General features: G+C 38.8%; 18 protein-coding genes. 10 read left to right on the forward strand and 8 right to left on the reverse strand.

Annotation, left to right across the window (positions count from 1 at the left end; all coding sequences use genetic code 11):
- Window positions 1-38: 38 nt before the first annotated feature.
- Window positions 39-449 carry a YccF domain-containing protein gene (locus D5018_RS05955; RefSeq protein WP_121838094.1) on the reverse strand — a complete coding sequence of 137 codons (411 nt, stop codon included), beginning with the start codon at window positions 447-449 and terminating at the stop codon, window positions 39-41.
- A gap of 144 nt (window positions 450-593) precedes the next feature.
- On the opposite strand from D5018_RS05955, the gene D5018_RS05960 reads away from it, so the two are divergent.
- Window positions 594-1,505: a 1-aminocyclopropane-1-carboxylate deaminase/D-cysteine desulfhydrase gene (locus D5018_RS05960; RefSeq protein WP_121838095.1), complete on the forward strand. Its 912-nt coding sequence runs from the start codon at window positions 594-596 to the stop codon at window positions 1,503-1,505.
- Window positions 1,506-1,553: 48 nt separating this feature from the next.
- Here the strand turns inward: D5018_RS05960 and D5018_RS05965 are convergent, their stop codons facing one another.
- Both D5018_RS05965 and D5018_RS05970 read right to left on the reverse strand, forming a co-directional pair.
- Window positions 1,554-2,063: a hypothetical protein gene (locus D5018_RS05965; protein ID WP_121838096.1), complete on the reverse strand. Its 510-nt coding sequence runs from the start codon at window positions 2,061-2,063 to the stop codon at window positions 1,554-1,556.
- Window positions 2,056-4,764 (reverse strand): Ig-like domain-containing protein, encoded by a 2,709-nt coding sequence (locus D5018_RS05970; RefSeq protein WP_121838097.1) that lies wholly within the window; start codon window positions 4,762-4,764, stop codon window positions 2,056-2,058. The genes D5018_RS05965 and D5018_RS05970 overlap by 8 nt, the downstream gene beginning before the upstream one ends.
- Before the next feature lie 206 nt (window positions 4,765-4,970).
- Here D5018_RS05970 and D5018_RS05975 point away from each other — a divergent pair, with 206 nt between their 5' ends.
- From D5018_RS05975 to D5018_RS05990, 4 genes are all read left to right on the forward strand, one after another.
- Complete coding sequence (locus tag D5018_RS05975; RefSeq protein WP_121838098.1) at window positions 4,971-5,843, forward strand: prohibitin family protein; 873 nt, start codon at window positions 4,971-4,973, stop codon at window positions 5,841-5,843.
- Window positions 5,844-5,852: 9 nt separating this feature from the next.
- A complete protein-coding gene (locus tag D5018_RS05980; RefSeq protein WP_121838099.1) occupies window positions 5,853-6,527 on the forward strand; it encodes an alpha/beta hydrolase in 675 nt (224 codons plus the stop codon).
- A gap of 340 nt (window positions 6,528-6,867) precedes the next feature.
- Window positions 6,868-8,916 carry a bifunctional metallophosphatase/5'-nucleotidase gene (locus D5018_RS05985; RefSeq protein WP_121838100.1) on the forward strand — a complete coding sequence of 683 codons (2,049 nt, stop codon included), beginning with the start codon at window positions 6,868-6,870 and terminating at the stop codon, window positions 8,914-8,916.
- 159 nt (window positions 8,917-9,075) lie between these two features.
- On the forward strand, window positions 9,076-9,561 hold the full coding sequence (locus D5018_RS05990; RefSeq protein WP_121838101.1) for a hypothetical protein: 486 nt from the start codon (window positions 9,076-9,078) through the stop codon (window positions 9,559-9,561).
- Window positions 9,562-9,642: 81 nt separating this feature from the next.
- On the opposite strand, the gene D5018_RS22240 is transcribed toward D5018_RS05990, so the two are convergent.
- Window positions 9,643-10,122, reverse strand: a complete 480-nt coding sequence (locus tag D5018_RS22240) for a prepilin-type N-terminal cleavage/methylation domain-containing protein (RefSeq protein WP_121838102.1) — start codon at window positions 10,120-10,122, stop codon at window positions 9,643-9,645.
- Window positions 10,123-10,262: 140 nt separating this feature from the next.
- Window positions 10,263-12,671 (reverse strand): TonB-dependent receptor, encoded by a 2,409-nt coding sequence (locus D5018_RS06000; RefSeq protein WP_121838103.1) that lies wholly within the window; start codon window positions 12,669-12,671, stop codon window positions 10,263-10,265.
- Between the two features lie 265 nt (window positions 12,672-12,936).
- On the opposite strand from D5018_RS06000, the gene D5018_RS06005 reads away from it, so the two are divergent.
- The gene (locus D5018_RS06005; RefSeq protein WP_121838104.1) at window positions 12,937-14,214 is read left to right on the forward strand and encodes an APC family permease; all 1,278 of its coding nucleotides are present in this window, start codon (window positions 12,937-12,939) and stop codon (window positions 14,212-14,214) included.
- 319 nt (window positions 14,215-14,533) lie between these two features.
- Window positions 14,534-16,285 (forward strand): bifunctional UDP-sugar hydrolase/5'-nucleotidase UshA, encoded by a 1,752-nt coding sequence (gene ushA, locus D5018_RS06010; RefSeq protein WP_121838105.1) that lies wholly within the window; start codon window positions 14,534-14,536, stop codon window positions 16,283-16,285.
- A 29-nt stretch (window positions 16,286-16,314) separates the two neighbouring features.
- Here ushA and D5018_RS06015 read toward each other — a convergent pair whose 3' ends face one another.
- The gene (locus D5018_RS06015; protein ID WP_121838106.1) at window positions 16,315-17,517 is read right to left on the reverse strand and encodes a multidrug effflux MFS transporter; all 1,203 of its coding nucleotides are present in this window, start codon (window positions 17,515-17,517) and stop codon (window positions 16,315-16,317) included.
- Between the two features lie 110 nt (window positions 17,518-17,627).
- On the opposite strand from D5018_RS06015, the gene D5018_RS06020 reads away from it, so the two are divergent.
- The 3 genes from D5018_RS06020 to D5018_RS06035 all read left to right on the forward strand — a co-directional run bounded on the left by D5018_RS06020 (window position 17,628) and on the right by D5018_RS06035 (window position 20,692).
- Window positions 17,628-17,825, forward strand: coding sequence for a hypothetical protein (locus D5018_RS06020; RefSeq protein WP_121838107.1), 198 nt, complete (start codon window positions 17,628-17,630; stop codon window positions 17,823-17,825).
- A complete protein-coding gene (locus D5018_RS06025) occupies window positions 17,826-18,515 on the forward strand; it encodes an IS982 family transposase (RefSeq protein ID WP_121838108.1) in 690 nt (229 codons plus the stop codon).
- A gap of 905 nt (window positions 18,516-19,420) precedes the next feature.
- On the forward strand, window positions 19,421-20,692 hold the full coding sequence (locus tag D5018_RS06035) for an ankyrin repeat domain-containing protein (protein WP_121838109.1): 1,272 nt from the start codon (window positions 19,421-19,423) through the stop codon (window positions 20,690-20,692).
- Window positions 20,693-21,176: 484 nt separating this feature from the next.
- Here the strand turns inward: D5018_RS06035 and D5018_RS06045 are convergent, their stop codons facing one another.
- Entirely contained in the window at window positions 21,177-21,827 is a 651-nt protein-coding gene (locus D5018_RS06045; protein WP_121838111.1) for a glutathione S-transferase, read from the reverse strand.
- A gap of 24 nt (window positions 21,828-21,851) precedes the next feature.
- A complete protein-coding gene (ppx, locus tag D5018_RS06050) occupies window positions 21,852-23,333 on the reverse strand; it encodes an exopolyphosphatase (protein WP_121838112.1) in 1,482 nt (493 codons plus the stop codon).
- Window position 23,334: the final 1 nt, after the last annotated feature.

A 23,334-nucleotide genomic window follows, 5' to 3' on the forward strand; every position in this document is an offset into this window, starting at 1 on the left:
CTGAATAACGCCTGTATGAGTTATTGGTTTTGAGGCTTTTAGCCTTGTTTAGCCACCACTGTTTGCCCAATTGGTGCCAATGTCAACAACGCAAGCTTTAAATGAGCTATACCAAAAGGAATACCAATAATGGTTATAAAGCAGGCTAGGGCGTGAGTTAAGTGGCCGATAGCTAACCAAATACCAAAACATAAGAACCAAATAACGTTTCCGATTGTACCAAGTACTCCTGTACCAATATCTTCAAAACCTTTTACATTACGACGATTGGTTTGCTCATTTCCAAATGGCCAAAATGCCATTTCACCAATGACAAAACATGCTCTGCCAAAGGGAATACCGATAATACTAATAAAACAAATCAATCCCGCCAACCACCAAGCTAAGCCCATTAAAAAACCACCCATAACGAACCAAGCAATGTTGAAGATTAATCGTAATACAGACATAGGAATTATTTACCTTTTAAAATTATTTCTAAATCAGATAAAGCAGTTTGTGTGCCAAAATGCTAACCGCTTAATTTTACGCTTAATATCGGAGTTAAGGTAGAATAGAGGCTATACCAAGTTAGTCATAATTACTAAACATTGATGAAATTAACCCAAAGCCCTGTTACTACCATTAATTTATTTGAACACGAATTACATATTAAACGTGATGACTTATTGCACCCTGAATTTAGTGGTAATAAGGCTCGCAAGTTTCATTATTATCTCGCCAATGAGTTTCCTCAAGTTGAAACGCTGGTGGGATATGGCTCGTGCCAAGCGAATTCTTTATGGTCGCTGGCGTGTTTGGTAGAGCTTAAAGGTTGGCACCTCAAATTTTATGTGGATCGTATTCCGACTCATTTGAAAGAGAATCCAGTTGGCAATTATGCCGGCGCGATAGCAAAAGGGGCTGAGGTTATTGCGTTTCCTCAAGAGTTGAATCTTACTGCTGATGAAAAACAAATATGGTTAGAGCAAAAATATCTTAATCAAACTTCAACTTTATTGGTGCCAGAGGGAGGGCGTTGTGAGTATGCTCGTTATGGAGTGTATTTATTAGCGCAAGAAATCGAGGGTTGGTGCATTGATAATGAAGTTAGTTCTGCCACGGTCTTTTTGCCTTCAGGAACAGGAACAACAGCATTTTATTTAAATGAATACCTTAGTCAGTGCGCTTTGAATATTCAGGTCGTCACATGCCCTGTCGTGGGGGAGGCAGCATACTTACAAAAGCAGTTTCAAATGCTGGCTACAAAAGATAGTGCTTTTCCCATAATCGTCAGCCCTGATAAAAAGTATCATTTTGGCAATTTATACCCTGAGAGTTATGCAATGTGGCAGAAGGCAAATACTTCAGGTGTAGAATTTGAGTTGCTCTATGATCCTGTTGGTTTAATCACATTAGAGCAACACATTAATTCATTTGATAGTGAGGCCATAATCTATTTACATCAGGGAGGGTTAAAAGGTAATGAAACCATGATTCAGCGCTATAAAAGAAAAGGAAAATAATCGTTGATTGCTTTCCTTATAAACGATATAACTTGTTAGTAAGTGGTGCTAATTCAAATTTAAAATCAAATAGTTAATTTGCGTTAACTGACTTTCGTCAATACAATCCAATGAGAACGAAAATGAATCTATCCAAATGACATAGTTTTGCTTTTCAATGCTAAATTGAGTGGCCTTTTTTATCGGTATTTTTAAGCGTTGATTCTTGATTGCTAATTCTAAGGCTGTTGGATTTTCGGTTGCAAAGAATCTAAAAATTTGTGTTTGATTTTTTTCTGTCAATGAAAGGAAGTTGGCGCCAGTGATTCCCCTTTGAGCAATAAGTCTATGACCATTTTTTAATATGAAATTATGTTCAATTCCCTGAGGAGTATGGAATTGGTTAGATTTTATATCACACTGTAAACATGGTAATGGCTTTTCTTCCCAGTTAAATTTCACAGCATTATGGAATAAATGCCCATTATTGATAGACCAACTATTTTTGAGCTCTGTAGAGGGTGCAGAACACCCGCTCAGAAGTATAATAGCCAATATTAGAAAGGCTGATTTAGTCATTTTTCAATGCTCTTATTTGTTGCAATAATTCCTGTGGTGGTTCCATTTCTTGAATGATAGGTTGAGTATCGTCGTTCATTACATTCACAGGCGTTACTGTACTTGTATTAAATCCAATTCCACTCACATTTCCACTCCAAGAACGATTAAACCTCAAATTGATCAACGCCCATTCATCAACATCTCTAAGCAAACTAATGCTTCCATCATTATTGATGCTTCGTGAATAAGGTAGATTATCAATATCATCATTACAGTTAAAATCAATAGCTACAGAGTTATCATAGCCAAAGCCTTCATCTTCTGTAATAGCCGCTTCATCAATATCCCTAGCATTTCCAGAAGAGTAGCCAATTTTAAAATTTTCAGGTGATTCGGTGTTACCAAATTTTAACTGGTTGTTTTCAAGGTTGCAGTTTAGGTTACCGTTAAAGAAACGGCGATAATATCGGTCTCCTTCTCGATCACCTATGGTAGGTAGCCCATCAAGTTGGTATAGATAGTTCATCACGCTTAAAAAATTAGGTTTGTAATTCGTATTTTCATTACCACCGTGCAGCAGACCTAAATTGTGACCTAATTCATGCATAATGGTTGAAGCTTGCATATTATAGGTTCTATTTTTAGACGGTTCGTTGCTTAGGTTTAACCCCCACCCACCCATACTAATTAAAAAATCATTACCGTCTATTTCTGCTACGCCTGAAGAGCCCGCACTTCCATCAGCTTTTTGGCTGTTTGCCATGAGCATATAGTGAAAGATAGGTTTACGGCGGACGTCAAAATTTTTCACTTTGTGCTCTATAAGACTAGGAGCTCCATCTCTAGGGGTAAAAAGCGTTTGTTTGTAAAATGTAATTTCATTACCACCGCCTAAATCCATGCTTTCTGGAGAAATACCATCAGCATTGTGATACAAATTTCCAACATCGAAGTGAACGTGATAATTCTTTCCTTTAAAAGCGTCGACAACTTTTTTTAATGCCGTTTGGTGGGGGATAACTCCTGCATCATTACTTTGCATATAATCGACTTCGATAAAAATATCTTTTTGATTTTTTCGGGCTCCCCATTGGTAAAGGGGCAAGCCTGCAAAGGTGCTGTTTTCAACTTCTGCACAATCAGGAATACCATCTACATCAATATCTTCTGTGCAGTTTGTTACATCATTAATTCCAGCTGGGGTTGCGAACTTTGCAATATTCCAATCACTCGCAGTATTGGTATCACTGTCATCAATATTTCGGACTAAGCTATAGCCTAGTGTTCGTTCCATTGGTGGTATTGCGATACCTAACCATGCATCTTGAGTCATAGGCTCTTGAGTAAGGTTTCCAAAACGGACAAAGTCGACAGTTTGAGTCCTTTGCGAATTGAGTAATTCAAGATATCCACTGTCTGACCAATATGGGCGAATATTATCATTACTGTTGCCGATGATTACTAATTGATCAGACTCCGCGTTACTGTTCTGAAAAGTTCCATTTTTAAAGCGGCCTTGAATGATGATACGTTGACCAGCCTTGACGATTCGATCGGGCAGCTGAAAATAGTCACTAAGGCTAGTTTCATTAGCATCTAAATTAACGCTCTGAGTATGAATAGTATAATCACTCAGATTAATATCGTTGTTGGTGCCGTTATAAAGCTCAATCCAACGATTATCATTAAGATATTGGCTAGCGGAAATTTCAGTGATCAGAAGATCTGCTTGATTAGTAGTGAAATGAGAAATGACTTTGGTTTCAGCTGCTGTACCTGCAAAATTTTTGACCTTATCGCCATTAACCTTCAGTTGGTATTTCGTACCAGATTTTAGTTCGGTAGTGGGCGTTAATCTAAAGTTTCTTTGGTTACTAAATTCAATGTTGAGTGGAATACAAGTTTTAAACTCGTCACTTGATAATTGAAATTCACTGTCACAGGCTGATGAAGGTGTTGAGCTTGCGAACACAATAATGTCATCAAAAGTAAGAGAAATGGAGTCAGTTTCGCTGATTTGCTTAGCTCCAGCACTTGGAGATATTTCCGTTACTTTTGGTGCTGTAGAATCCACCATGGGTAAACTGATAATAGCTGATGCTGTAAGCTTTCCATCACTGACTTTAAAGGTAGCTTTATCTGGTTGTATATTATCGGTTTTAGGAGTGTACCTGTAGCTATTAACCTTTGAGTCTACAAGTTCAATAGTGCCGTGATCTGGTTGTTTTTCTATTGAAATAGTTAAAGCATCGCCGTCTAAATCGGTTGGGTTAATTAAAAAAAGTTTGGCTTGATTAAACTCTACTTCAAAAGAGGCATCGGCTAACACAGGTTGTCGGTTAACGTTAACAATTTTGGTCGAAATTGTTTGGGAGCTGCTAGCACTTTCATTATCAGTCACTTTCACCAAAAAGGTTAGATTTGTATCCGATGTTACTTCAGGTACGATAAAGTTGATACTGGCAGTATTGTTTGTTGATAACGTTACCGTTGGTCCAGATGTTTGGGTCCATAAATATGAAGTAATACTTCCATCAGTATCAGTAGCATTAATTGATAACGTTGCTTGTGAACGTTCTTCTACGCTTACGGGTGTGTTATGTGAAAGTTGAGGAGCTTGGTTGCTCTTTTCGCTGTCGTCACCACCTCCACCCCCACATCCCCATAGAGTTAGTACAGAAAGAGTCAGAATAGAGAGTTTAGAAGTTGAAATGCCCAAAGCAAAATTCCATTTCAAAATAAAATGCCATTATTATCAAAAATAGCATCAAAACACCAGATGTTAATTTTATGTTTAATTTGTTTTGTGAGTATGCTCATTAGACTAAAAAACAATCTAAAAAGCTAAGGGTTTTATGATTTGTTGTAAATTTGTTTTTTATTGGTAAAGTGCTCTGTTCTTAAAATAAGAAAGGAGTAATAATAATGAATAAATTATCGGCAGGAAGCGCTATCAAAATTGCTGTTGGAGCCGTTGCCATTTTGGCTGTAACCAGCTCATTTTATACCGTAGATGAAGGTCATATGGGGGTTGTTAAACGTTTTGGTGAAGCTAAACACCAAGAGACTCCGGGTTTACATTTCAAAATTCCTTTCATTGAGACGGTTGAAACCATTGAAGTTCGAACACGCAAAAATTCCGAAAAAATGGCATCAAGCACAAAAGAGCAAATGCCTGTTACCGTCGAAGTAAGTGTTAACTGGACGGTAAATAAAGAAGCAGCGTTAGATTTATATAAAAAATACGGTGGATTAACTCAATTCGAACAGCGTATTTTAGATCCTCGTTTCCGTAGTGCCACAAAAGATACCATTCCTCAATTTGAAGCCGAGCAACTGATCCAAGACCGAGCGTCAGCCATTCAAGGTATCGAGCGTCGCTTATCTGAAGAAATGGCAGCTTTCCCTGTGATAGTCGATAACATACAAATCGAAAATATCGTGCTACCACAAAAATACATTAATTCGATTGAAATTAAACAAACAGAAAAAAACTTAGCGGCAGCTGAGGAGCATAAACTTGAGCGTCAACGCTTAGAGGCCTTGCGTGCGGTAAATACTGCTGATGCAAAAGCAAAAGGTATAATCAAAGTGGCAGAAGCTGAAGCTCAGGCTATTGAATTGAAAGGTCGAGCAGAAGCTAAAGCGATTAAAGCCAAAGCTGAAGCGTTAAAAAATAACCCATTGATAGTAAAATTAACCGAAGCTCAGGCTTGGGATGGTAAACTCCCTGCAACTATGTTGGGAAATGGTGCGATGCCAATAATGGATATGCGCTCATTAGAGAATAAAAAATAAGGTTATACGATGTCATTTGATCCTAAACAAGCCATTGTTATTGAGCCAAAAGAACCTGCTACGGCAACAGTAATTTGGCTGCATGGTCTTGGAGATTCTGGTGCAGGTTTTTCACCTGTAGTTCCTATGCTAGGGCTACCAGAAAATCATTCAATTCGCTTTATCTTTCCTCATGCGCCAGAGCAAGCCGTAACTATTAATGGTGGTTTTGTTATGCGTTCGTGGTACGACATTAAAAGCATGGATTTATTAGATCGGGCAGATCTTGAGGGAGTGGTAGCTTCTGAACAAATCGTGCATCAATTTATCCAATCTCAATTAAATGAGGGGATAGAATCTAATAAAATTATCCTTGCTGGTTTTAGTCAGGGTGGGGTAATGAGCTTGTTTACTGGATTACGTTACCCTAAGCCTTTGGCAGGAATAATGGCCCTATCATGCTATTTACCAAATGGTGATGCTTTGCCTGAAGGAGTGAGTGAGGCCAATAAATCTACACCGATGTTACAGCATCATGGTGAGCAAGATCCTGTTGTTCCTGTTAGTGCAGGGAAAATGGCATATAAAGCCTTAACAGAGGCCGGTTATCAATCTAAATGGCAAACGTTCACAATGCCCCACAGTGTATTACCTGAGCAGCTTGTGATTATCGGAGATTGGATTAAGCAATGTCTTGATGACTAAGGCTGTTTTTTATTCGTTCTTTTGTTGAGACAGTCATTGTTCTTTAAGTTTTTTTCAAATTATTAAAACAATTAAGCACTTAGGGTGAAATTGCCACCTTAAGTGCTTTTTATTATTTTCAGCCTGATAATTAAATCGTTATATACTATTTATTTTGTAAAAAAATGGTGTCAAAAAAACAAATAAAAAATAATGGTTTAGCTCACATATTTGAACTTTTGTTATCACTTAGTTGTTTTCCTGTTTGTTAGTATCCCGTTCTAACGAATTACGTTAATCAAGCGTAAATTCATATAAAAATTTGGCAAAAAGCCAAAAGTATAATTCGGGGTTGATAAACATGAAAACAAATTTTATTAAAGGGTTAGTGGCTACGGCTGTATTGGCTGCCCTAACTGGCTGTGGAAACAATAATGATTCTGAGCCTTCAAAAGAAGTGAGAGAAGGCCAACCATTAAGCTTGTCTGTTATTCATATGAATGACACTCACTCGAACTTTGATCCTGTAAAAGCTGACTTCAAATTGGGTCAAGTAGGTTCAACAGTATTTACCGAGTTTGGTGGTTATCCACGCTTACTTAAAGCAACGGATAGACTTATTGCTGAAAGCCAAGAGAAAAAACAACCTTCTTTAGTGCTTCATGGTGGTGATGCGTGGCAAGGAACCATTTATTTCCAGCTTAATAAAGGTAAAGCTAACGCAGCTTTATTAAAAGAGATGAAAATTGATGCTATGGCTTTTGGTAACCATGAATTTGATTTAAGTACGTCTGAAGTAAAAGACTTTGTAGATGCAATTAATTTCCCAATTGTTGCTGCGAACGTTGATACATCCGAAGACAGTGCGTTAGCAGGCAACGATAACATTAAGCCATATCAGCTATTTGCTTTTAAAGGTGCAGAAAAAAGAAGCATCAACGCTGTTTCAGAAGCAAAAAATGATGAGAGTATTCTTGCTGTTGTGGGTGTAGCGTTAGAAGATATGCCAAAAATTGCAGATGGCACTGGAGATCTTGCTTTTTCTAAAGAAATTGAATCTACCCAAAAAGTGGTTGATTCATTGAAAGAAAAGGGAGTAAACAAGGTTGTCGTACTTTCACACATTGGTCTTAAAAAAGATATATTGTTAGCCGAAGGCACAACCGGTGTGGACTTAATTGTTGGTGGTCACTCTCATACACTTTTAGGCGATTACAAAGAACTAGGTTATAAGAACGAAGGTACTTACGCACAGCAAATTACTCAAAAAGATGGAAAGTCGAAAACTTGTATCGTTCAAGCAGGCGATTTAGCACAAGCGATTGGGCGTGCTGAAGTCAAATTCGATAAGGAAGGTAACTTATTATCTTGTATGGGTAATAACACCCTTCTTTCTGACGATGAGTTTTTTGATAAAGAAAGAAGAACAGATCAAGATTTGATAACTGGTTACGGCAAAGACTTAGTTAACTTGTTTATTGATGCACAGAAAGTGATCACTCGTGAAGGCGAAGATGAAGCTTTAAGAGCCACAATCGATGCAAACTACAAACCTGAGTATATTAAAGCATTAGGTCGTGAACTGGCTAAAATTGAAAATACCATCAAGCATTTCAGAAGACCAACTGCTGAAGATAAGCATGGCTCAAAAGTGGCTCCTCTTGTCGCACAATCTTTCTTGGATTGGGCAAACAAAGCAGAAATTAAGCAATTGACTAATAAAACAGTCCACATTGCACTTGCTCCTGCTGGTGGTGTGAGAACTCACTTAAATGCTGTAGCGTTATGGGAAGGTCAAGTAACTTACGAAATGCTGCCGTTCAAAAATAGCCTTTCTATTGTTGAGCTGACAGGCTCTCAAATTAAAACGTTACTTGAATCAGTAATTACTCCAGTGTTAGATCCTGCTGAACACGCTGGTAAGTTCCCTTATGTTGCTGGCATGAGATACACCTACAAGCAAACTGAAAAGCTAAAAGAGGTTGACGGTAAAAAAGTAGGCAAAGGTGAAATTAGTGTACTTCAACTAAATACTGGAACACTTGAACAGCCAGTATGGGAAAACATTGAAGCAAATAAAGCCTACAATGTTGTACTAGATCAATACCATGCAAATGGTAGAGATGGTTGGACTGAAATCGCAAAAGCGCAAAATGCAAATGAAGGCAAAATTCGCTTTGATATCGCTAAGAAAGGCGACGCTTACAGTGCGTTTAAAGTAAAAGAGCTAACGTTTAATGCAACAAAGAAAAAGTACTACCCGGTATTTGATGGAGAAGCATTGAAATGTCGCGGTTCAGTTGAAGTTAACTGTGCAATGGACTCTGAAGCATTTATTCAGTTTGCAGACAAGCTAGATAAGATTGAACCAATTGCTTACCCAATGGTTACTATGGAATACCTTAAGTAATGATAGGTTTGTAACGATTCAGAAAAAGCAGCCTATGGCTGCTTTTTTGATCTTCCTTATTGACTTTCCCTATAGAAATTAATCTTTATTTACGATGCACTTTCCCGTATATGCATTAGGTAAGATGTTCCACCTAACACATTAGTAAGGTGTCAATTTATGGGAGCTGGAGTAGATTTAGGTGCAGCAATAGCTGTTTCATACAATGCAGCGTTAATAGACCGTCAATCGGCCAGAGTATATGCTCTGGAAGCGGTAAAGGGCTTTATATCTCATAATAAATTGATTGAGAATGGTGAGTTTATTGTTATTGGTCATGAACCATTTATGATTCAAGTAACAAAAGACAGTTCCTTGAATGATGTGCTTGCTGCTTATTTCCGAAAAAGGCCATTAGTATCAGATACAAGAATTACCTTGTCATATGGTGGTGGAAACAAAGAGCCCGGAGTATTGGGTGCTGTGGTTTTTCTTTTAAAAAATCTTTCTGGTGATACTGAATGGAGATATTTTGAGGAGGCAGGGGAGCAGTTGTTAACTCAGCTGCATAAAACAGAAGAGTATCAAGCTTATGCCAAAAAAGACGAGAGCTTTGATAGAAAAAAATTAGAATTGCTTAATTTTCTTAGTTTGAAACACAATTAACCAGTTAAAATTTTCGGTAAGAATAATGCCTAAAATAACGATAGCGAGCACCAATTTGATTAAAGTAAAAACCACCATTTTTTATTGTATAATCTCTAAAATTCTATTTCTGGGTTGATAATTAAAACCGATACTGGGATCTTCTTTTAAGCGAAATCTGCATGTCCAAGTAGTTCTATCATCAAGAGCCGTATACTCTTCTATTGGCTCGGACATTATTGCTCCCCAAAGATCCTCACATTCAGTTTTTCCTGCAAGCCCATCACCGTCATTGACATTACATTGAGCTCCGCTAGCACATTCAGGCCAGTGATTATAAAAAAGAATTGAGTGACCACTTATAGTCAGTTTACCGTTTTCACCAAGTCCAGCAATAGTCGCTTTTGACTCATAAAGCTTTACTGCACCTGAAAACGCAGAAAAGAAACCTTGATTTTTGGCTTTATAAGCATCGTCACTAAAGTTGATAAATTTAGGGGCAGCTGTAACTGCTAAAACACCTAAGATTACAATGACCACAACTAACTCAATTAGGGTAAAACCTGCAGTTTGCTTTGACATTTAATTCTTCCGTTCAAAAGCCCATATTCTGAGTAGATATTCTATCGTAAAAATAACAGAGATTACAGAGCCAAATTACTCATTGTTAAGGTATAAAAAAATGGCCTCAAATATGAGGCCGATTATACAATAGTTGACGATTAAAGCTTGTAGCTAACCGTTAACTTAACGTTGCGCTCTTCACCCGGTAAGCCGCCTTGGAATAAGGCTTTTTTGTAGTAGTACTTGTTGAACAAGTTGTTTAAGTTCAACTTAAAGCTCCAATTTTGTACTTGGTAGCTCGCTGCTGTATCAACGACTGTATAAGCAGGTACATAACCGCTTGGAACACCAAAATATTTTGAACCTGTTGTACGCTTATCCATATATTTTACACCAGCACTTAGTGATAATGGATTAGAAAGGCCGAATAGAGTGTTAGTGTACGTTATCCAAGTAGAGGCTGTTACACGTGGTACGCCTTTTTTCTTACCAGCTTCATCACCTTTAACTGTTGCTTCATAAGCGTCTTGATATAAAGCGTTTACATTAAATTTCCATTGGTCATTCAGTAATGCATTTACGTCTAGCTCAACACCTTTGGTTTTTTCTTCTTTGTCGTAGAAAAATTGAGGAACATTAGGAGTTGCGTTTTCATCTTCATAGTCTTTATTGCCGTATTGAATGTTGGTACGGGCAGTTTTAAAGAATACTAAAGATGCTAAAAGCTGATCATTAAAACCTTTGAAGCGGAAACCTAAGTCATTACTGATTGACTCAGAGTCTTCCCGTTTTTGGTCATCAACACCTATGCTGCCTAAAACACTGTATGCTGTTCTACCTTTCGCATGGTTAGCAAAAATAGACATGTTTTCAAATGGCATGTAAGTGATACCTAAATTATAGGTAACGCCATTATCTTTATTATCTGCCTCTGGCTTAGGAGCAGCACTTCTCATTCTAGCATCAACACCGCGATGTTTATAAGTTTGCTCAATTTCATTAAAAGCAACACCAATTCGGGTAGTTATCTGCTCAGTCCAATAGCCCACGTGCTGAACACCTACTCCCCACGCGTTTACAGACTTTAAGTAGTTTGCTGTAAGTAATGGATCGTAATCGTTGAATGATTTGGTTGGCCAGTTAGGATTACGAATATCTAAGATATAAGGAAGTTTCCCTGTGTAATCTTCATTTTTGTAATCTTGATCCCAGATAGAGTGACGAGTTAAGTCGATTTCTCTATCTTCGTAGTTAGTGTTAACTAGGATTTCATTGTTCATCTCACCAATTTCGAAATCATAACGAAGATCGGCAAAGTATTGCCAAGACTTCTCATCAGCATTCACACGACGATATTCTTGACGACGTGCTGCAAACGGGTGAAGCTTACCATCAATAACTAAAGGCGCACGCTCAGTTTCATGGATAATGCCGTTACGCTTCATATAAACGTAGTTATATGCACCTGTTTGGCGGGTAAACCCAGTTTTGTAATCTCGGTATTGTAATTGCTGATTCAAAAATAGATTATCAGTAAAGTGATAGCTATGGGTCAGTTTGAAACGAAGTTCTTCACCTTTGTTCGCTTTAGATAAAGGGGAAATTAAGCCTGTACCACCAAGTCTAAATGGCGTTTCACCATCATTTGGGCGAAGAGATGCTACAAGTTGTTTACGCTGCTCTTCTGTTAGCTGGGTCCCTTTTCCGCTTGGATCATTAATCAGGTCTTCCCAAGTGACTTCACTGGCTTTTTTTCCGTTAAGATCATTTGAGTTGAAGCTACGAATTGGATCACCAATTGAATCTACAGCAAGTGCATCATTAATGTATGCAGCTGAAAGCATGATGTCTTGAGTTGTGCTTGGCACAAATTTGATTGAACCATAAACTTCGTCGCGGTCGTTTTGTAGACCTCTAAAACCATCACTGCGAGCCGTTTTACCAACAAATCGGTATGCAACTTCATCAGTAATACCGCCTGTGCTATCTAGAAAAAGGCTTTTTGTATTCCATTGACCGATCTCTAGCTTCATTTCTTTGTGGTCAACAAATTGAGGCTTTTTCTCAATAAGGTTGATCACACCACCAGCACTGCCCATACCGTATAGACCGGTTGCAGGGCCTTTTAATACTTCAATAGCATCAACATTGGTTAGTGAGCGAGTAGGGTTAAAGCTGTTACCTAAGCCAGCACCACCATACATTCCGTCATAAGTGTAGTTAGCGCCTAAACCACGAACCACAATATTGTCACCGATACCATAGTTGTTACCCGATTGGATAACACCACTAATGTTGCGCAATGCACCTTGAAGATCATCTAAGCCCTGAGAATCAAGAAGCTGTTTATCAACGACAACAACGGCAGCAGGTGTTTCCATCAAAGACATGTTTGATTTAGTCGCTAGTCCAGAGTCCATTACAACTTTGTTTTGACGACCATAAACGGTAACACGCTCAATATCGTTATCAGCTTTTTCTGAATCGATTGTCTCAGCTTGAACAGTTGGGAAGAATAAAGTGCTACTACATGCAACAGCGAGTAGTGATAGGCGAAACGGCAACATCTATACAATACCTTAACGTTAAAAATTGACGCAAATGATATTGATTTGCATTTAGATTGCAAGGAGAAGTTCCATTTTTTTATAAAAAAGTTCAAAAAGTATGATCTTGCACAGCTATAGGTTGATAATTAACCTGTTTTTAGGCCATCTATATAAGCCAAGGAATGTCTTACTGATGAGCTATGAATAAATTTTTATTAACTTAGTAAATATTCGAATTAAAACAAGCTATAAATTGATTAGGTCGTCATTTTAGGAGTGAGTTTTGAAACGAGTCTTAGAGTTACCATCATTAGTGCTTTTTGGGTTAGCGTTTATGTCTCCGTTAGCTGTATTTGTAACCTACGGAGCAGTGCAGCAGGTGACTCATACTCACATTTCTTCTGCCTATATCATCACTTTAATTGCTATCATTTTTACCGCTATCAGTTATGGCAGGATGTCACGAGTTGTACCTAACTCTGGTTCAGCATATGCCTATGCGACAAAATCGTTTGGAACACAGCTGGGATTTTTAGTGGGATGGGCATTGTTGTTAGATTATTTACTTGCTCCCATGCTTTGTTATTTAGTTTTAAGTATTTATATGCATGATTACTTCCCTGAAATAGCAAAGAATTATTGGATATTCGCCGCTGCAATCGTCATGTTTGTGTTAAATGTATTGGGTATAAAATTGGTCAGTAAAATAAATTTGGCGTTAGTGGCTTGTCAGTTGCTATTTGTTGCAGCCTTTTTAGTGTTAAGCATTATAGTGTTGATGCATACCAAGGCCGAAATTGATTTTTTACAACCTTTTTATGACCCTAAAGTTAAGCTTTCTATGCTTATCAGTGGTTCAGCCATTTTATGTTTGTCATTCCTTGGTTTTGAATCCATATCGACATTATCCGAAGAGGCTGAAAAGCCTGAGTCAACGATCCCTAAGGCAATCATTTTATGCGTGTTATTAAGCGGAGCTTTATATACTTTGACGGCGTATATGGGGCAATTAGTGGTACCGCATTGGCCTCAAAATACCGATCCAGATACCATGGGGCTTAAGCTGATCAGCTTCGTTGGGGGAGAGAACTTTAAAGCCAGTTTTGTAGGCATGAGTTTGATTGGATGCCTAGCGACAGCAATGGCGGCCATTGCGAGTGTTAGCCGTGTTCTTTATTCAATGGGGGGCAATGGAGCTATTCCAACTATATTTGGCCGCTTACATAAAAAATATGAAACTCCCGTTGTTGCGATAGCTATAGTGTCGATTATCTCGCTTTTATCAATGTTTATGAGTTTAACTTTAGCATCTAATATGATCAGCTTTGGTGCCCTCGTTGCCTTTACTTTTGTGAATTTGGCGGTATTTAAGTATTTTTTTATTGATCAAATGAATCGTAATCTTGTTAGTAATTTACTGCTGCCACTCATTGGCTTTGGACTTACTATCTGGTTATGGACATCCTTATCTTCAACAGCAATTATTGTCGGAGCATCTTGGCTCGCAGTAGGCTTGGTTTATTTGATGCTAAAACCACAACAGCTAAAGATGGAAATTTAATACTTCATCAAACACATAATTTTTAATTGCAAAGAGAAGGTTACTTTTTTACTCAAATGTTGCTGATTTTGTTGTGTACTTGCAAATAAGGGAGATGGTGATTCAATTCATAATGTGATCTAAACGGCATTTTCCTTGAGTTATGTTGCCTCAAAAGACCATTCGGTCTAAAACTAATCATTCACTCTTATTGTTCAATATTTACCTTCCTAAGATCTGGTTTCTGGAGTGGAGCTGGATGCTAAATTGAAAATCTCTGTCAGGGCTGACTTTCTAATAACAGTTTTAGCAATTTGCTATGAGTTATGAGGTAGTTCCTATGAAAAATCTTTTATTAAAGGGGGCGGCAGTCGCATTAGCTTGCGCTGCTTTATTTGGTTGTGGAAGTAGCCACGATAAAAATACTGAATCATCATGTGCCACCGCAGGAGACAAGTGCGTCAAATTTACAATTCTCCATACTAATGATAACCACGGACGTTTTTGGGTTGATAAAGATGGGCAAGGAGGAATGGCTGCACGAAAAGCAGTGGTCGATAAGGTTAGGGAAGAAGTGAAGGACAAAGGGGGGACGGTTCTCCTTCTTTCTGGCGGTGATATTAATACGGGTGTTCCTGAATCAGATTTACAAGATGCAATTCCAGATTTTGTCGGAATGAACCTTGTTGGTTACGATGCGATGGTATTAGGGAATCATGAATTTGATAACCCGAAATCGGTATTAGATAAACAAGCGGATACAGCAGATTTCCCTTTTTTATCAGCCAATATTTATCAAAAAGATCCAGATGACAATACCAAGTTAGAACGGGTATTTACACCTTATAAGATTTTTACAGTAGGCAGTCTTAAAATTGCAGTGATTGGACTGACAACGACCGATACTAAAACAATAGGAAACCCTCAATTTGTAGGTGACTATACATTTACCAATCCTGTGGATGAAACTAAAAAAGTTATCGACGAAATTGGTGATAAAGCCAATGTCTTTATGGCCGTGACACATATGGGGTATTTCAAAAATGCCCAGCATGGTAGCAATGCGCCCGGTGATGTAACTTTAGCAAGAGGTTTGACGGATAAGTATGCCAATAAACTCGCAGCGATTATTGGTGGTCACTCGCAGAACTTAACTTGTACCAATGATTATACTCCGGGTGGAGCCTGTACCCCAGATAGACAAAATAATACCTACATTTTCCAAGCTGGAGATTGGGGGAAATATGTTGGTCGCGCCGATTTTGAGTACTATAACAACACCTTACATATGGTGAGCTATTCATTGATTCCAGTTAACCTTAAAGTCGATGATAAAGTCGTAGGTGACCCAGTTACACCTGATCTTAATACACAAGAGATCCTTCGTACTTACCAAATCAAAGGTCAGGATGAATTAAGTGACCCAATTGCAAAAACAACAGTGGCTCTCCAAGGCGATCGCTCAGTTGTTCGTGGTCAACAAACTAACTTGGGTAAATTTATTGCTGCTGCTCAAGTTGCAACTCAAAACAATAGGGCTAACTTTGGAGTGATGAATTCTGGTGGTGTAAGAGCTTCAATTGCAGCTGGAGACGTAACAACACGAGATGTTCGAACTGTTCAGCCATTTGAGAATGAAGTTTATAAAGTCACCATGACCGGCGCCGATCTTAAAAAGTATCTAGGTACGGTTGCCACTATTCAAGCTGGCTCTGGAGGCTATGCACAATTTTATGGCATTAAAATGACCATTAATTGTACTGGTAGAAGTGTTGATAATGTGCAAGTAAAAGATGTCGATGATAATGATTATTCTGCTATTGCTGACGCGACAAAATATGTCTTTACAATACCAAGCTTCAGCGCGTCAGGGGGGGATAGTTATCCTAAGTTAACGGGCTCAGACTCTGCATTCCCTAATGCCGAGCTTGACTCAGCGCAAGGTATTGTAGATTGGGTTGCATTGTCTGACTTCTTTAAATCAGAAGCGGCTAAAAATAATGGTACAGTGGATTTAGCACCTTATGCTCCTGTCGCTAGTGACTTAGTGTATGAAAATTCAAGCTCAAATAATGGATGCGTTATTCCATAGAAAGTAATTTTCCTTATTTAAAGACCTTCCTAAACAAGAAGGTCTTTTTTCTTTGTTTCTTGCCTTGCTCTAAATTGCAAAATATAAATCAAAATGACAGTAGTCAGTACTAACAAAGCAAACGGCATAGCGGTACCCGTATAAAAGAAAGCTAATATCGGGCCTGCAAGAGCACCAAAAGCAAAGCGAAGTGTACCGACAACTGCTGATGCGCTTCCGGTTTCTTTATGAAATTTCATCAGAACTAGCGCATCGCAACTGACAGAAATGATCCCTAAACTGGCTAAAAACGGCATAGTAAAGGCCATCATTCCTATATAGTTTGTACCGATCAAATTCACTGTTACCATGCCGACTCCTGCAATAATCCCTATGATCGCAGCGGCATTGAGCATTCGTTTGGCGCCAAAACGAGATGATATTCGTGAATTTAAAATGTTGGCGGCCATTAACGAACCAACATTCAAGCTAAATAGCAGTGCAAACATCTCAGCAGAAACACCAAACACTTCCATTAAAATAAATGAAGACGCTGTTAAGTAACCAAAAAAAGCCAGCGAGCTTAATACGCTACAAGCAATATAGGGACGAGCTTCCTTTTGATTTAGCACGGTGTGATAAGCACCAAATAAAGTTTTATCGGTACGAACAGACTTGTCGCTATCGCTAGGCAGTTTTAACTTCCAAAACACTATGGTAAACATCAAAGCACTATAAATGGCCAGTACAACGAAAATCATATGCCAGTGATAACTTTGCAATATAAAAGTACCCAATGCAGGGGCTACAAGCGGGGCTCCCATCATAATTAGCCTGACGTAAGACAAGCCTTTAGCTGTATCTTTGCCATAAATTTCTTTGATATACCCAGGGATCACCACTGTAGCAGCAGAGCCTGCAAAGGCTTGCAAAAATCTAAGCAAGAAAAACATATCATGCTCAGTGGTTTTACTCAGGAAAAAGCTAATAATAGAAAAGCCAAATAGTCCAAAAGTCACCAAAGGGCGACGACCTAACCGATCTGCAAGATAGCCGAAGCAAAGTAACCCGACAGCATAACCCGCTAAATAGGTACTTAAAGATTGCTGCATTTCACTGGTATCGGTACTTAACGAAAGTGCTATGGATTTAAGCGCAGGTAAATACATATCAATTGCCAGAGGAGTAATGGCCGTGATTGCAGCCAACATCGGAATCAAAAATGCTTTCGAAAGCGCTGGCGAGTTTTTCATAAAGAGCCTAATTTAAAGAATAAGAGTAACCTGATGTGTGATTAATTTCAGGTAGGCATGATCATACCTTAGAATGATTAATTCTAAGGTTCTTGACGGAGAATACGATCATGCCTGTCGAAGATTTTATCATTTATTTTTACTGTTTGGTTGATGATTTTTATCAGAATGAAATAACCGTTCCCTTATGGACTCGTGGCAGATCTCCGAAACTCACTGATCCTGAAGTAATTACAATGGAAATCGTGGGTGAGTGGACAGGGCATCATATTGATAAAGGGGTTTGGGAATACTTTAAAGGATATTGACTGCCTTTATTCCCCAATTTACCAGCTCGCTCTCAGTTTGTCAGGCAAGCAAGTAACCTTTGGAGAGTAAAACAGTTATTTCATCAACATTTATGTCATCAACTGAGAGCCGATACTTGTAATGTCCATTTGATTGACGGGTTTCCCATTGAGCTTTGCAAACTCACCCGAGTTAGAAAATGTAAAAGTTTTAAGGGGGATGCAAACCATAGCTACTGTGCTTCTAAGGATATGAAGTATTTTGGTTTTCATGGTCATCTGCTTGTTGACGGAAGAGGCATTCCAGTGGAATTCACTGTAACTGCAGCAAATGTTGATGAGCGTGATGCAGCATATGAAATCATCAATAATATCAAAGGACTTTTGATAGGCGATAAAGGTCTAATCAGACCCATACTCAATCAAGAGTGCTCTCAAGCAGATATTTATTTGCAAACACCTTTACGGAAAAACATGAAAGATGAACGTCCCAAATGGGTCGTAAAACAACTGATGAATGTAAGAAGAAAGATTGAAACAACCATAGGGCAACTTGTTGAATACTTTGATATTGAGCATATTAACTGTCGGGATTTGTGGCATTTAACAAGTCGAATGGGAAGAAAGATATTGGGATTAAGCATTGGGGGTTATCTCAACCTTGAACTTGGAAAAGATTCAATGAAGTTTGAGGGAATGTTGGCAGGTTAACTTCGCAACAGAGCCTTCAAACGTCCGTCATCCCCGCATGTAGTAAGCGGGGTTCTAGCTACATGGCTAAGGCGAAGACTGAGAAGTATTCAGCTCAGGCTATGGAAAAAGCCGAAAAGGTTACATAGGAGACTGAAGCAACTTGGCTTTAAGCCACCATTTAAGTATATCCATATGAGACGGTGGAGGAACTCAAAAAGTCCACTTGCTCATTATTCGATGCCGAATAAATGGTTTGCAGAGATGGGACTATACAATCTTGAAGAAGTACGAACGGGCTATGTGCTCAGCACAAAGTGATTGAATAAAATTAAGCAGGAGCCGTATACGAGACCCGTACGTACGGTTCTGTGAGAGGGATGGGGCACTAACGCCTCACCCTACTCGATTCGATTCTGAAAATACTGTGAACGATAAAATTTCGATGAACAATAGTCGCTCCTGCGTAGGCACTGAGGGCCCCCCAAAAATTTTCAAGTGATTGAATTTGCAAGGGATAGGGTAAGTAATAAGCTGAATGTCCGAGGCATGGGTGCCGAGGCCAAGCGCCCACGGATGGGCTTGCAGCGTTTCAGCGTTTGCTTATCCTCGCTTCCTATCAAAAAATGGGGATTCGTCAGTGCGTAGGCAGGAGTCCAGTGCCTTTATTTCTGTTCAAGTAAGACACTGGATGCCTGCCTGCGCAGGCATGACGAAATAAACAAAAATGCTGCTAAATTGAAGTCGATTCGTCGCAGGTATAATGAAATCCATCTATGTTCAGTAGGTTATACATATTCATTTTTTATTGTGTATAGAGGGCTGAAAAATAAAAAATAGCCAGCGTTAATTAACGTTAATCTTTCTGTTCGCTGTTCTGCGATTAAATTACTATGGAATGAGTTCTCTATAACCGAGTTGCTCCAATGGCGCTTTGTATATCATCAAAAGAGTGTGTTCGCCTGGGAATAGATAATCATGATAGTTTGCACCTTCCTCAAGATGTTTTATCCCAGCTGAAATGCCCTCAAAAAAATAAACTTGTAATAAGGGTTGGCACCTCTAACGGTGGCATGCTGCTTGGCTACCATTTCGAATATAAGGAACATCCATGTGATTTAAGGCTGTCAGAATGGTTTATGGAATATACCGAACCGTCTGTCGCTCGAGCGGCTGTTTCTTCTTTCAAGTATGCCGTTTGTTGTATCAGTAGCTCAGGCTATAAACCATTGTTACAAAATGAACCTGATAAAATTCAAAGCAAATTGATTAAAGCTGTTAAAGATAAATATTTTGAACGAAAAAGTTTATTTTGGGATAGCTGTAGAGAAGGAAATCATAAACAACTAAATAAACAGCTTGCATTAGGCGTAAATCTTAATCATCGAAATCGAACCGGTGTCTCAGGCTTGCATTTGGCAGCGGAAGCTGGACATTTAAAATGCGTGAAATTGCTTATTCGCAATGGCGCCAATATCAATGCAAAAACCTTTGATAAACATCAAACACCACTCTATTTAGCTTGCTGCCAGAATAAATTTGAAGTTGTACAATATTTGCTAAAGCAAGGTGCTAATCCATCCATTCCGAGAATTAAAGGCCGAACACCGTTGATGATAACCGTTTTCCATAGTCGCGTTATCTGCTTCGATATATTGCTAGATACAAACCTTCCTCTTGAGCAAAAAGATAGCGAAGGCAGTACTGCATTGCATTATGCGGTCAATATTGGTCAGTATCACCGAGCAAGAAGCTTGCTTGAGAGAGGTGCTAACCCCAATTGTGTTGATTGTGATGGCGAAACCCCTTTGTTTGATGCCGTCCATGATGAAAATATTGCAATGGTGAAATTGCTCATCGATTTTGGTGCAAACCCACTGTTTAATGATCGCGGAGTGGAGTTAATCGGTTATGCCGCTTATTGCTCTCGAAAAGATATTTTCCTTAGTTTACTAAACCCATTAAATGCTAGAGATAGAAATTGGTATATCAATCTTTACAAGTTCTTATATTGTATGAGTGTGAAGCCTGAAGCACCAAACATTTTAACGATAAAAAAATGTCATTTTGGTGATGACTACTTTGAACGATCAGAGGGGGGCAAAGTACAAGAAATACACAAGTGGATACTCTATTTAAAGAGGCCTAGTTTGGGGCCTGTTGTTGGTAAATTAAAAGCTTGGGAAGCATTTGTGTAATAAACAGCCTATAAGCTTGTTGGGGTATACCTGATGTGTGATTAATTCTAAGGTTCTTGACGGAGAATACGATCCGTCATCCTCGCATGTAGTAAGTAGGGTTCTAGAGCCTTTGTGCTAAAAAAAGAAAAAGACACTGGATTCCTGCCTTCGCAGGAATGACATAATAAGCAATTTCAATGAGTTATAAAAATCACACATTGGGTTAAGAGTAATAAGCAAGTATGTTTAGAAGAGTTTGAAAGTATCAGTATTTAGTTTCGTTCTGCTCTGGTTCAACAATTAACTCATAAGGAATTGTGACTCTATAAGCATAATAACCCAACGGTCCAAATGAGAGGCTAATTAAAGACCATAGAATTTTATCAGGTGTCGTGAGTCGAACACTTGAAACTGCAGCGCCAATCGCAAAGCAAGCGTGAGTAAGTAAGATACCCAGCAGTATAATTGTGTATAACGAATATGCAGAAGCCACTGCTTTTCCTTATAAGAAGTATTCTTGTTCGTGTAGCAACCAAGGTTGGTACTTTTTCATTATCGACTCAAACCAAGAATGTTCTAGCCAATAATTTAACCAGCATTGTAGGTTAGGGTACGGCAAGCTATCAAATTTCTTTTTGTCAACAAAAGCAAACTGCCTGATAAAAGGAAATATCGCAAGGTCGGCTATGCTTGGTTTAGCGCCAAACAGAAAAGTATGCTGCGACAGCCGAGTTTCTAGATTTTCTATGAATGAACAGGCCATGGATAAGTAATGACTTTGCCCATGCTCTGGAAAACGATCGGCATATTTGTATCTGTCTAGCCAATGTTTAAACTCTTGATCATTGCGTTCAATTAAAGCTAGTACAGTTTCAGTTTGCTGAGAATAAGTAGCAAGAATATGATGAGGGTCATTACTGGTTAATGCCCACAACATAATATCCAAGCTTTCTTCTATCACCTTTTTATTTTGTGAGTCGGATACAATCATTACAGGCACAGTGCCTTTCGGAGAAACCTCTAACATTGATTGCGGCTTGTTCTTCAATTCGATTTCTCTGATCCGAACTGGAATTTTTGCAACGAGCAAACCTAAACGAGCACGCATGGCATAAGGGCAGCGCCGAAAAGAATAAAGTAATGGGGAGGTCATAATGCTATTTGTTTATTCATATTTTTAACGCAATTCTAACTCAATATCTAACAAGGCCAAACGCTTTTGTTCTCGACGAAGATCTTTGATAAAAAGCTGGCTTTGCTTAGTTGCATGTGGCAACGAGAGCGTGAGGGTGTTTTCGCTGGCATGCGCCTTGTTGAAATCAAATTTACAGCCAATTCTTCCCAAGTTAGAAAGTACCGCAATACGTAAAATGCAGGTAAGGTAGATCAGACTTTGCTTATGCTGCGGGGCGAGAGTTTGAAAGTGGGTAATCGATGGCGTTTTACGGTGATTAGCGATAAGTGTGGCTAAGTCGCTTTGTAATTGCTCACTAAAACCAGGCAAATCACTGTTACTAATAATGTAACTACCATGTTTTTGATGCTGACGAGAGTTAATGTGAATGCCAATTTCGTGAAGACTTGCTGCAAAACCAAGCAGCCTAGCTTGATCTCGAATTCCCCATTCGTCAGCGACATGTTCAAATAAATCCATAGCCATGTTACTGACCTTATGAGCATGGTTAAAATCAACATGGTAAAGTTTCGCAATGCTCTGAACGGTTCTTAGTTGCACATCTTGGTATTGACCGATTTTAGCTAATTCGTATAAAACGCCTTCCCGTAAAGCGCTCGATGCAAAGCTAAGATTACTGATTGAAAGTCTTTTAAAACAACTTATTAGAATGGCTAGAGCTGCGGGAATTAAAAGAGTTCTTCGATCCTCTACATTTTCGAAGAAAACTTGTTCAATATTTTTGCATTCAATTAAGTGCTGCTTTAATGCTTTTAGGTTTTTTAAGGTAAGTTCAGTTTCACCAACAACTTCTTTCACTGCTTCGACAATAGCTTTTACTGAACCTGAACTGCCTAATACTGTCGTCCATTCAGTATTAAAATAGGTTTTTGATAAGGTTGCTAATTGCTTATCTGCGGCAGTCATGGCGGCTTTAAAGTGTTCTTTCGTTAGTTCCCCATGATGGAAAAAGTGCTCATGGAAGCTAACGCACCCACAGCGTAAACTCGATAAGTGGGTCGGCTTGGTTTTTTTTCCTATGACCACTTCTGTGGAGCCGCCACCAATATCAATCACTAAGTTGCGCTGAGTCAACACTTGGTTTTGAGCTATGCCACTGTATATGAGTCGTGCTTCCTCATGCCCTGAAATAATCTCAATAGGATAAGGAAGTACATTTCTAGCTGCTTGCAGAAATTCATTAACGTTAGTTGCAACTCTAAGCGTATGTGTGGCTACGGGTCTAACTTGGGTTTGCTCAAGTTCAGAAAAGCGTTGAGCGAAGTCTTTTAGGCAATTTACGCCTCGCTCAATAGCTTCTTGTGAAAGTTGATTTTTATGGTTCAGCCCTTGAGCGAGTTTTACTTGCTGCTTCTCTTTGTGAAGTATTTGTAAGCTGCCATCTTGTTCTCTAGCGATGACTAAATGGAAGCTGTTGGACCCCATGTCAATTGCAACGAAATGCTTTTGTAAAACTCGACTCATA

It is taken from the genome of Parashewanella curva (assembly GCF_003675895.1).
Classification (GTDB): Bacteria; Pseudomonadota; Gammaproteobacteria; order Enterobacterales; family Shewanellaceae; genus Parashewanella; species Parashewanella curva.

Excerpts from the sequence above, each read along its gene's own strand:
- D5018_RS05955 (WP_121838094.1), bottom strand. The coding sequence starts at position 449 with ATGTCTGTATTACGATTAATCTTCAACATTGCTTGGTTCGTTATGGGT.
- D5018_RS05960 (WP_121838095.1), top strand. The coding sequence starts at position 594 with ATGAAATTAACCCAAAGCCCTGTTACTACCATTAATTTATTTGAACAC.
- D5018_RS05965 (WP_121838096.1), bottom strand. The coding sequence starts at position 2,063 with ATGACTAAATCAGCCTTTCTAATATTGGCTATTATACTTCTGAGCGGG.
- D5018_RS05975 (WP_121838098.1), top strand. The coding sequence starts at position 4,971 with ATGAATAAATTATCGGCAGGAAGCGCTATCAAAATTGCTGTTGGAGCC.
- D5018_RS05980 (WP_121838099.1), top strand. The coding sequence starts at position 5,853 with ATGTCATTTGATCCTAAACAAGCCATTGTTATTGAGCCAAAAGAACCT.
- D5018_RS05985 (WP_121838100.1), top strand. The coding sequence starts at position 6,868 with ATGAAAACAAATTTTATTAAAGGGTTAGTGGCTACGGCTGTATTGGCT.
- D5018_RS05990 (WP_121838101.1), top strand. The coding sequence starts at position 9,076 with ATGGGAGCTGGAGTAGATTTAGGTGCAGCAATAGCTGTTTCATACAAT.
- D5018_RS22240 (WP_121838102.1), bottom strand. The coding sequence starts at position 10,122 with ATGTCAAAGCAAACTGCAGGTTTTACCCTAATTGAGTTAGTTGTGGTC.
- D5018_RS06000 (WP_121838103.1), bottom strand. The coding sequence starts at position 12,671 with ATGTTGCCGTTTCGCCTATCACTACTCGCTGTTGCATGTAGTAGCACT.
- ushA (WP_121838105.1), top strand. The coding sequence starts at position 14,534 with ATGAAAAATCTTTTATTAAAGGGGGCGGCAGTCGCATTAGCTTGCGCT.
- D5018_RS06015 (WP_121838106.1), bottom strand. The coding sequence starts at position 17,517 with ATGAAAAACTCGCCAGCGCTTTCGAAAGCATTTTTGATTCCGATGTTG.
- D5018_RS06020 (WP_121838107.1), top strand. The coding sequence starts at position 17,628 with ATGCCTGTCGAAGATTTTATCATTTATTTTTACTGTTTGGTTGATGAT.
- D5018_RS06035 (WP_121838109.1), top strand. The coding sequence starts at position 19,421 with ATGGCGCTTTGTATATCATCAAAAGAGTGTGTTCGCCTGGGAATAGAT.
- D5018_RS06045 (WP_121838111.1), bottom strand. The coding sequence starts at position 21,827 with ATGACCTCCCCATTACTTTATTCTTTTCGGCGCTGCCCTTATGCCATG.
- ppx (WP_121838112.1), bottom strand. The coding sequence starts at position 23,333 with ATGAGTCGAGTTTTACAAAAGCATTTCGTTGCAATTGACATGGGGTCC.